9 protein-coding genes are annotated in these 9139 nt (G+C 51.1%); 2 read left to right on the top strand and 7 right to left on the bottom strand.

What is annotated here, in order from left to right; genetic code table 11:
- Positions 1-69: 69 nt before the first annotated feature.
- The gene (locus tag DBY90_RS08560) at positions 70-420 is read right to left on the bottom strand and encodes a helix-turn-helix domain-containing protein (protein ID WP_107986413.1); all 351 of its coding nucleotides are present in this window, start codon (positions 418-420) and stop codon (positions 70-72) included.
- 538 nt (positions 421-958) lie between these two features.
- Here DBY90_RS08560 and DBY90_RS08550 point away from each other — a divergent pair.
- Positions 959-1480 (top strand): thioredoxin family protein, encoded by a 522-nt coding sequence (locus DBY90_RS08550; RefSeq protein WP_070492693.1) that lies wholly within the window; start codon positions 959-961, stop codon positions 1478-1480.
- Between the two features lie 30 nt (positions 1481-1510).
- On the opposite strand, the gene DBY90_RS12895 is transcribed toward DBY90_RS08550, so the two are convergent.
- The 6 genes from DBY90_RS12895 to DBY90_RS08510 form a co-directional block, all read right to left on the bottom strand.
- The gene (locus DBY90_RS12895; RefSeq protein ID WP_185952200.1) at positions 1511-1951 is read right to left on the bottom strand and encodes a hypothetical protein; all 441 of its coding nucleotides are present in this window, start codon (positions 1949-1951) and stop codon (positions 1511-1513) included.
- A gap of 15 nt (positions 1952-1966) precedes the next feature.
- Positions 1967-3370: a pentapeptide repeat-containing protein gene (locus DBY90_RS08540; RefSeq protein WP_070492694.1), complete on the bottom strand. Its 1404-nt coding sequence runs from the start codon at positions 3368-3370 to the stop codon at positions 1967-1969.
- A 1079-nt stretch (positions 3371-4449) separates the two neighbouring features.
- The gene (gene pntB, locus DBY90_RS08525; RefSeq protein WP_070492695.1) at positions 4450-5835 is read right to left on the bottom strand and encodes a Re/Si-specific NAD(P)(+) transhydrogenase subunit beta; all 1386 of its coding nucleotides are present in this window, start codon (positions 5833-5835) and stop codon (positions 4450-4452) included.
- Between the two features lie 186 nt (positions 5836-6021).
- Positions 6022-6423 (bottom strand): GFA family protein, encoded by a 402-nt coding sequence (locus DBY90_RS08520; protein ID WP_107987000.1) that lies wholly within the window; start codon positions 6421-6423, stop codon positions 6022-6024.
- A gap of 92 nt (positions 6424-6515) precedes the next feature.
- Entirely contained in the window at positions 6516-6899 is a 384-nt protein-coding gene (locus DBY90_RS08515) for an MAPEG family protein (RefSeq protein ID WP_003776050.1), read from the bottom strand.
- A 3-nt stretch (positions 6900-6902) separates the two neighbouring features.
- Complete coding sequence (locus DBY90_RS08510; RefSeq protein WP_070492696.1) at positions 6903-8444, bottom strand: Re/Si-specific NAD(P)(+) transhydrogenase subunit alpha; 1542 nt, start codon at positions 8442-8444, stop codon at positions 6903-6905.
- Between the two features lie 285 nt (positions 8445-8729).
- Here DBY90_RS08510 and gloA point away from each other — a divergent pair, with 285 nt between their 5' ends.
- Entirely contained in the window at positions 8730-9137 is a 408-nt protein-coding gene (gene gloA / locus DBY90_RS08505; protein ID WP_003744137.1) for a lactoylglutathione lyase, read from the top strand.
- Positions 9138-9139 lie beyond the last annotated feature (2 nt).

Raw genomic sequence — 9139 nt, 5'->3', positions numbered from 1 at the left:
GGTGGTAGTAAAAGCTGCTTTTGGGCAGGTTTGCGATGTGCAGCAGGTATTTGAGCGGGTGTTGCGCCCTCAGTGTTTGGACGGTTTGGCTTTGTCCTTTGCGGTCCGCTTTTGGCTGAGGGCTTTTAACTCCTTTAGATAGGCAACCTTTGCGCGCATATAGCACAACTCTTCGATAAGCTCTGCCTGTGTTTTTTCGTGGTCGGGTTTGTCGGCGATAAAGGGGTTTTTGCGGTGGTCGGTCATGGTTTTGGATTGGGGATGTTCGAGTGCGCCGATGCCGCCTTCTTGATAGGCGCGTATCCATCGTCGCAGGTGGGTTCGGGAAATGCCGTAATGATCTGCGGTACGCTGTTGGCTGCGTATATGCAGGTAGTGGAGTACGGCTTGGTATTTGAAGTGTAATGTATATTTGCTCATAAAAAAACTGCACCTTGTGAGTTGGAGGGGATGTCCAACTTTTGGGGTGCAGTTCAGGTTTCAGACGACCTTTTGTTGAAGAGATGGCTGGGGTAGGGCTGCTGAATGAGAAATAAACACTGCCTTAGCGCGGGTTCTACCCGCGAAAAAGCGACGCCCCCAAACCACCGAGGGCGAAGCCCAGGCTACTTTATTCGGTTCATTCAAGGGCTTTCCAAGCAAAGCAAATGTTCTGTAAGCCGAATCTTGGATTTCAGACGACCTTTTCAAAAAGCAACAATTCTTAACTCTTGTCGGACAAGAAAGCCGGGGCAGAGCGGCTGAATGAGGGATAAATGTTGCCCTAGCGCGGGTTATACCCGCGAAAAAGCGATGCCCCCAAACCATCGCGGACAAAGCCCACGCTACACAACGCAACTTCACCCGCCCATTGCCATACATCAAAAGGTCGTCTGAAAAAAGCCGTTTCCCACGTTTCAGACGACCCCGCCGCCGCGAAAAGCGTATACTTTCCCTATCGCAACCAAGGAGCCAAATCATGAAAATCCTGCCCGTCCTGACCGCCGCGCTGCTCTTGTGTTCCTGCGCCGCCGACCGTGAAACCGAAGCCCTGAAAAACAGCCTGTCCGAAGCGCAAACCGCCGTGCGCCTTTCCGCCGAAAACACCAAGCGGCTGGAAGACACCTATTCCGACATCTACTTCCACCTCGACAGCCTGACCGTCGAAAGCTTCAAAAAACGCGTCGCCAACGGAGACACCGTTTACGCCTACATCGGCCGCCCGAGCTGCGGCGACTGCAACGCCTTCGAACCCATGTTCAAACGCTACATCGCCAGCCGCAACCTGAACGGCAAAATCTACTTCGTCAATGTCCACCGCCTGCACCAAGACAAAGAAGCATGGACCGCGTTCCGCCAACAATACAAACTCGGCGGCACGCCCGTCCTCACGAAATACAGCAAAGGCAAACAAGTCAACAAACTCGATTTGGAAGAAAACGGCGGCAAAATCAGCGCCGAAGACTTGGAGAAATGGCTGGACGCAAACGGCTTGCGGTAAACCGCCCGTTTGAGATTATCCGCTTGAGTGTTAAAGATTTTGCGGAGGGATGAAGAGAGGTCGTCTGAAACAGGATTTGGGTTTCAGACGACCTTTTTCCATAGCAGCAATCTTGTTCCTTCCCCCGTCCGGCGGGGGAAGGCTAGGATGGGGGGCTTTGCGGCTTGAGGGGAAATCAAATTCGTGCAGCCCACAGAGCCACCCTCTCCCCAGCCCTCTCCCGCCGAACGGGAGAGGGGGCAGGCTGCAAGTCGCAGCATAAATTTCTGTCCAACTACCGTCATTCCCGCGTAGGCGGGAATCTACTTTTGAATCTCGGCAACTGTTTTCAAACATCAGTTTCTTAGAATTTACGATGGATTCCAGCCTGCGCGGGAATGACGGCGGCGGGGTGTTTGGCGTGATTTGTTTATAAGAACAGGTCGTCTGAAACCAAGATTTTGATTTCAGACGACCTTTGCAAAGATTCATGCAAATATACGTCTGTTATTTTCCAACCATGATATTTCCTTCTTCATCAAAAATTTGAATTCCCGTTTCTTCAAAAAATTTCTGCATGACATGTAATCTTTCATTTGAAGATGACCACTTCATATTTTCTTCCTTGTCCCACTCACGATATATTCGGCGAACAAAATCATTAACCGTAATTTTTGCATATCTTAAATTATTATTATTCTGACTTAAATTTTTCCATTCAAATTCTGCCGATCGTAAATCAGCATTTTGTAAATTGACTTCTGATAATTTAGCATCAATTAGTACGGCATTTTGTAAATTTGCATTCCGTAAATTTATATTTATCAAATTAGCTTGCGTCAAGTTAGCTCCTACCAACTGTGCCCCAGTTAAGTCGGCTCTTACCAAAAGGGTTCTTGTCAAATCACTACTATCTAACATAGCATTTTGTAAATTAGTAGATGCTATATAACTTCTGCGCATATCGGCTTTGTATAAAACAGAATTCTGTAAATTAACTTTTACCAATTTGGCCCCGTACAAATTTATCTCAGTCAATTCTAATCTTGATAAATCTGTCCCAAATATATCAATACCCGCCAAACAAAGGTTTGCAAGAAGTTCTATTGGGAATTCAGATAAATTTGATTTAGTACCACTCTGATTTAAACTGGATAGGACATATGTCAAAGCAACACCGATTGGACTTTTCGCTTTTTTCGTAACCTCATATTTAACGCTTTCTTCATCCCAAATAATATCTTCGTCTTCTACACTCTTCTCATTTTCCTGCCCTATCTCCCCTATCAGTAAACGATTCAAACTTTCCTGCTGCATCGCCTGCCAAGCAGACTTCAACAGATTAAATGCAGGTAGGCGGAAACTTTCGCCATAATCACCTCGGAAAAACGGCAGCAGGTTGTAAATGGCGGAAATCTGCAAAGCGATTGCGCCATCACGTTTGCTGAAGGTATCAAAATCGGTAGTATCCGGTCTTTTGGCATATTCTTCGGATTGTTCCGTCGGCTGTTCTGTAATTTCTGCTCCGTCTTTTAAGCTGCTTTTCTGCGTGGTTTTACTGACGGTTTTTATTTCCGGCAAATGCGCGCCGCTGACCCATTCGGACAGTTTTTGAAATTCTTTCAGATTAATGTCTTTGCGCTGGTTCTCGATTTGCTGTCTATTGTTTTCGTCGCGGAAATGCCAAATGACGAAGGCAACGGGGGAAGAAACAATCAGAATAATAAGATTCCAAGCACCAGGAGGAATGTCATGATTCTTTTCGATAACAAACTCATGAATAATCCATAAAATAAATGCCGATGTGGCCCCTGCAAACAAAACTATTACCGCATTTCTTTTCTCATACAACCAAGTCTTGTTTTTACTGATTGTTTCTATGATTTTCTTCCAGATATTCCATTTCACCATTTTTCACTCCCTTTATTGAATTTCAAACCGTATCGCGCTCGGAGGCAGCACGGATTTTATAGTATTGCGTAGAGGCAAAAAAGAAAAAGGTCGTCTGAAACCAAGTTTTCGGTTTCAGGCGACCTTTTGTCGCAGCAGCAACCTTGTTCCTTCCCCCCGTCCGGCGGGGGAAGGTTAGGATGGGGGTGGCTTCGTGGCTTGAGGCGAAATCAAATTCGTGCAGCCCATAGAGCCACCCTCTCCCCAACCCTCTCCCGCCAGACGGGAGAGGGGGCAGGCTGCACGTCGTGGCATAGATTTCTGTCCACCCGCCAATTTCAGACGACCTCTTGCCGTATCAGCAACCTTGTTCCTTCCCCCCGTCCGGCGGGGGAAGGTTAGGATGGGGGTGGCTTCGTGGCTTTAGGCAAAATTAAATTTGCGCAACCCATAGAGCCACCCTCTCCCCAACCCTCTCCCGCCGGACGGGAGAGGGGGCAGGCTGCAGGTACAAACAAGGTCGTCTGAAAACCTTGAGATTCGGTTTTTAGAAAAACTCGTTCACGCTAGTTTTCAGACGACCTCGTTTATTCGATCAACGCAGGCTTGGGGTAACTCAAGTAGCGTGGGCTTTGCCCACGAAATGAATGAAAACACAACTATCCTTCGAATGAACATACGGCAAGTTTCGTGGGCAAAGCCCACGCTACTCGTTGCTGCAACTGCAACTTTATCCCTTCCCCCGTCCGGCGGGGGAAGGCTAGGATGGGGGTGGCTTTATAGCTTTAGGCAAAATCAAATTTGTGCAGCTCGTAGAGCCACTCTCTCCCCAGCCCTCTCCCGCCGGACGGGAGAGGGGCAGGCTGCACGTTGAGGCATAGATTTCTGTCCGACTGTCGTCATTCCCGCGCAGGCGGGAATCTATTTTTAAATCTCAGTAACTGTTTTTCAAACATCAGTTTCTTAGAATTTGCGATGGATTCCCGCCTGTGCGGGAATGACGGCGATAGGATGTTTAACGTAGTGTGTTCATAAGAAAAGGTCGTCTGAAACCCTCAAAAATCAGGTTTTCAGACGACCTTTTATCTTGGCTTCAGATGTTATTTCTTCAATTCCGCTAAAATTTCGTCAACGGTTTTCTTCGCGTCGCCGAAGCACATGACGCTGTTTTCGTTGAAGAACAGCGGGTTTTGTACGCCTGCGTAGCCGGTGTTCATCGAGCGTTTGAAGACGACGACTTCTTTTGCCTTCCATACTTCCAATACGGGCATGCCGGCAATCGGGCTGTTCGGGTCGGTTTGGGCGGCGGGGTTGACGGTGTCGTTCGCGCCGATAACCAGCACTACGTCGGTTTCGGGGAAGTCGTCGTTGATTTCGTCCATTTCCAACACGATGTCGTAAGGGACTTTGGCTTCGGCAAGCAGGACGTTCATATGACCGGGCAGGCGACCGGCGACGGGGTGGATGCCGAAGCGTACTTCTGCGCCGTTTTTACGCAAAAGCTCGGTGATTTCGGCAACGGGGTATTGTGCCTGCGCCACTGCCATGCCGTAGCCCGGGGTGATGATGACGCTGCTGGCGTTGCGCAGCATTTCGGCGACTTCGGCGGGTTTGGCTTCGCGGTATTCGCCGATTTCTTCGCTGCCTGAGGCTGCGGCGGAACCGTCGGTACCGAAGCCGCCTGCGATGACGGAGATGAAGGAGCGGTTCATGGCTTTACACATGATGTAGGACAGAATCGCGCCGCTGGAGCCGACGAGTGCGCCGGTAACGATGAGCAGGTCGTTGGAGAGCATGAAGCCTGCTGCTGCGGCTGCCCAGCCGGAGTAGGAGTTCAGCATGGACACGACCACGGGCATATCTGCGCCGCCGATGGAGGCGACCAAGTGCCAGCCGAATGCGAGGGCGATCAGGGTCATCAGAATCAGGATGATGCCGCTGCCGTCAACGGATACGAACACCAGCATCAGGATAAAGGATAAAACCAATGCGGCAAGGTTGAGCTTGTGTTTGGCGGGCAGTTGCAACGGCGCGCTGCTGATTTTGCCGTTGAGCTTGCCGAACGCGACCAGCGAGCCGGTAAAGGTTACGGCGCCGATGAAGATGCCCAAATAGACTTCGACCAGATGGATGGTGTGCATATCGTGCGAAACGTTGCCCGGTGCGATATAGCTGTTGAAGCCGACCAAAACCGCTGCCAAACCGACGAAGCTGTGCAAAAGCGCAATCAGCTCGGGCATTTCGGTCATTTCTACTTTTTTGGCTTTGTAGATGCCGACGGCGGCGCCAATCAGCATGGCGATGATGATCCAGCCGAGTCCGTGGGTGTTTTCGGAAAACACGGTAACGAACAAGGCGACCGCCATCCCCGCTACGCCGGAATAACAGCCCTGCTTGGCGGTTTCCTGCTTGGACAGCCCCGCCAGCGAGAAGATGAACAGTATCGCGGCTACGATGTACGCCGCCGTAACGAGTCCTGAAGACATGGTGATTCTCCAATTATTTGTGAAAGTAACTGTGTTTTTTAATCGGGTCGTCTGAAAGGTTTGATGGCGGATTCGCTTAACCATTAACCGTTTGAGTTTAGCGGAAATGACGGTGCGGGCATTTTGGTTTTATCCGCTGTCACTCCGTTGCCGCTAAGTTTTCAGACGACCTCTGTATCGGGTTTCCTATTCGCCGCCGAATTGTGCCAAAAATTCTTCTTCGATCAGCTTGGGCGTGTCGTTTGCCAGTTCGTAATACGGGGCTTTGGCGTCGATGAAAATCTGCTCTTCCAATTTGAAATCGGCGTTGTCGGCAAACAGTCCGGCGAAGACGAAATAGCTGTCGTTCGGTAGGAAATGGTAGAACAGGTGTGTACCGCAGTTTTTGCAGAACGCGCGTTCCGCCCATTCGGACGAATGGTAGCGGGCGATGTTTTCACCGCCGTCGATTTTCGGCGGTTTGGCGGCAATCAGCGAAAACGTGGCGCCGCTGCCCCAAATGCGGCACATTGAGCAATGGCAGGCATGGACGTGTTTGTCGTGTTCCACTTCTAAAGATACGTTGCCGCACAGGCATTTTGCTTTCATGATCGAACTCCTTATATTTGAAAGCTGACTTCTAGGTCGTCTGAAACGGTGTTGCCAAAACTTACGTCGCTCGTTTTCAGACGACCCCGCTGTCAGACAGCGGCTACAAACAGCCCGATGGTGCAGACAAATCCGCCCGTCCACATTGCCGAACGCAGGCTTGGTTTGTCTTTCAGATAGCTGAAAATATAAGCGATGCGGAAGGCAATGAACGATACTGCCAAAAGGTTGATGGTCGCTTGTTCGGCGTTGCCTGTGGCGTGTGCCACCAAAACGGCGGCGGCAAACGGGGCGAACACTTCAAAACCGTTTTGCTGCGCGGCATTGGCACGCGCCGACAAGCCTTGCGTGCGGGCGAGGAAATCGCGCGGATTTCGGTTGTCCGACGGCTGAAAACCGCCCTGCGCTTTGGCGATGAAGGAACAAAACAGCGGCAGCAGCGATGCAATCAGGATGCACCAATAGGCTAAAGTCATGGTTTACCCTTTCCTAAACATGTTCAACATCCGACGCGTTACGAAGAAGCCGCCGAAGATGTTGATGCTGGCAATCAGGATGGCGATGAACGCAAGCAGGGTCACGAAACCGTTGCCCTGGCTGATTTGCAGCAGTGCGCCGACGACGATGATGCCGGAGATGGCGTTGGTTACGGACATCAGCGGGGTATGCAGCGAGTGGCTGACGTTCCAGACGACGTAGTAGCCGATGACGCAGGCGAGGACGAAGACGATGAAGTGGTTCAAAAATGCTGCGGGTGCAACCGCGCCGACCCACAGCACCAACACGGCGGCGATGACGGCGGGCGCGAGTTTTTTCCACAGGGGAACGGGTTTCGGCTCAGGCTTGGCGGCAGGCGCGGCTTTTTCAGACGACGTTTGCTGCGGCTGGGCGGAAACTTGAATCGGCGGAGGCGGGAAGGTGATTTCGCCGTCGCGGGTAACGGTCATGTTGCGGATAATCACGTCTTCGAAGTCCAGCGTGATTTCGCCGTCTTTGTTCGGGCTTAACAGCTTGGTCAGGTTGACCAAGTTGGTGGCGTAAAGCTGGGAAGACTGTCCGGCAAGGCGGTTTGCCATGTCGGTGTAGCCGATGATTTTCACGCCGTTATCGGTTATGAACAATTCGCCCGGCTTGGTGAGTTGGCAGTTGCCGCCCGTCGCCGCCGCCAAATCAACGATGACGGAGCCGGATTTCATGCTTTCCACCATTTCTTTGGTAATCAGCTTGGGCGCGGGTTTGCCCGGAATGGCGGCGGTGGTGATGATGATGTCCACTTCTTTCGCCTGTTCGGCAAAGAGCTTCATTTCGGCGGCGATAAATTCGTCGCTCATCACTTTGGCGTAGCCGTCGCCGCTGCCGCCCGATTCTTGCGGAAAGTCGAGTTTTAGGAACTTACCGCCCATCGATTCGATTTGCTCCGCCACTTCCAAGCGGGTATCGAATGCGCGCACCACTGCGCCGAGTGAGTTTGCCGTACCGATCGCCGCCAAACCTGCCACACCTGCACCAATCACCAAAACTTGCGCGGGCGGCACTTTGCCGGCGGCAGTAATTTGCCCGGTGAAGAAACGGCCGAAAGCGTTGGCAGCTTCAATCACGGCGCGGTAGCCACTGATGTTTGCCATCGAAGACAAAGCGTCCAAAGCCTGCGCGCGGGAAATACGAGGCACCATGTCCATCGCCAGCGCGTTGACTTTCTTGGCGCGCAAGGCTTCGACCAAGGCCTCGTTTTGGCGCGGCCACAGGAAGCTGACGATGGTCTGCCCTTCTTTGAGCAGCGGCAGCTCGCCTTCGGACGGCGCGTTGACTTTGTAAAGCAAAGGGCATGCCCAAACCGTCGCTTTGTCGGCAACGGTCGCGCCTGCTGTTTGGAAAGCCGTATCATCCAAACTTGCCGCCAAACCTGCGCCGCTTTCGACAACGGTTTCAAAGCCCAGTTTGCTCAACAGGGCAACGGTGGCAGGCGTACAGGCGACGCGGGTTTCGCCGGATAATGACTCGCGTGGGATACCGATTTTCATCTCTGAATCCTTTTTTGGGTTGTCTGTATGTATAGTGGATTAAATTTAAATCAGGACAATGAGGGTAATGCTGTACTGGTTTAAAGTTAATTCGCTATAAATGTTAATATGTTTCATATAATCCCCTTATAGCGAATTTTTCGACGGCTGGCAATAGCTGCGGCGGATGGTTTACTTTTGCGGTAAAGGTTGTCTGAAAGTTTATGTTTGCCGCCATTGATACGGGCTAGGGCTTGCGTTTCGTGTTAAAATCCTGTTTTAACAACATATAAAAGGAACACAATCATGCGCCTGCTCCACACCATGCTGCGCGTCGGCAACCTTGAAAAATCTTTGGATTTTTATCAAAACGTTTTGGGGATGAAGCTCTTGCGCCGCCACGATTACCCGGAAGGCCGTTTCACGCTGGCTTTTGTCGGTTATGGCAGCGAAGCTGAAAATACGGTTTTGGAATTGACCCACAACTGGGATACCGAAAGCTACGATTTGGGCAACGGCTACGGCCACATCGCTATCGAAGTGGACGATGCTTATAAAGCTTGCGAACGTGTAAAAGAGATGGGCGGAAAAGTCGTGCGCGAGGCAGGGCCGATGATGCACGGCACAACCGTTATTGCTTTTGTTGAAGATCCCGACGGCTATAAAATCGAGTTTATTCAGAAAAACAGCGGCAATGATTCGGTGAAATACTGATT

The organism is Neisseria mucosa, assembly GCF_003044445.1.
Lineage (GTDB): Bacteria > Pseudomonadota > Gammaproteobacteria > Burkholderiales > Neisseriaceae > Neisseria > Neisseria mucosa_A.
This window is presented reverse-complemented; position numbering and strand designations above follow the sequence as displayed.

Coding starts and splice junctions, on each gene's coding strand:
- DBY90_RS08560 (WP_107986413.1), bottom strand. CDS start 420: ATGAGCAAATATACATTACACTTCAAATACCAAGCCGTACTCCACTAC.
- DBY90_RS08550 (WP_070492693.1), top strand. CDS start 959: ATGAAAATCCTGCCCGTCCTGACCGCCGCGCTGCTCTTGTGTTCCTGC.
- DBY90_RS12895 (WP_185952200.1), bottom strand. CDS start 1,951: ATGAATCTTTGCAAAGGTCGTCTGAAATCAAAATCTTGGTTTCAGACG.
- DBY90_RS08540 (WP_070492694.1), bottom strand. CDS start 3,370: ATGGTGAAATGGAATATCTGGAAGAAAATCATAGAAACAATCAGTAAA.
- pntB (WP_070492695.1), bottom strand. CDS start 5,835: ATGTCTTCAGGACTCGTTACGGCGGCGTACATCGTAGCCGCGATACTG.
- DBY90_RS08520 (WP_107987000.1), bottom strand. CDS start 6,423: ATGAAAGCAAAATGCCTGTGCGGCAACGTATCTTTAGAAGTGGAACAC.
- DBY90_RS08515 (WP_003776050.1), bottom strand. CDS start 6,899: ATGACTTTAGCCTATTGGTGCATCCTGATTGCATCGCTGCTGCCGCTG.
- DBY90_RS08510 (WP_070492696.1), bottom strand. CDS start 8,444: ATGAAAATCGGTATCCCACGCGAGTCATTATCCGGCGAAACCCGCGTC.
- gloA (WP_003744137.1), top strand. CDS start 8,730: ATGCGCCTGCTCCACACCATGCTGCGCGTCGGCAACCTTGAAAAATCT.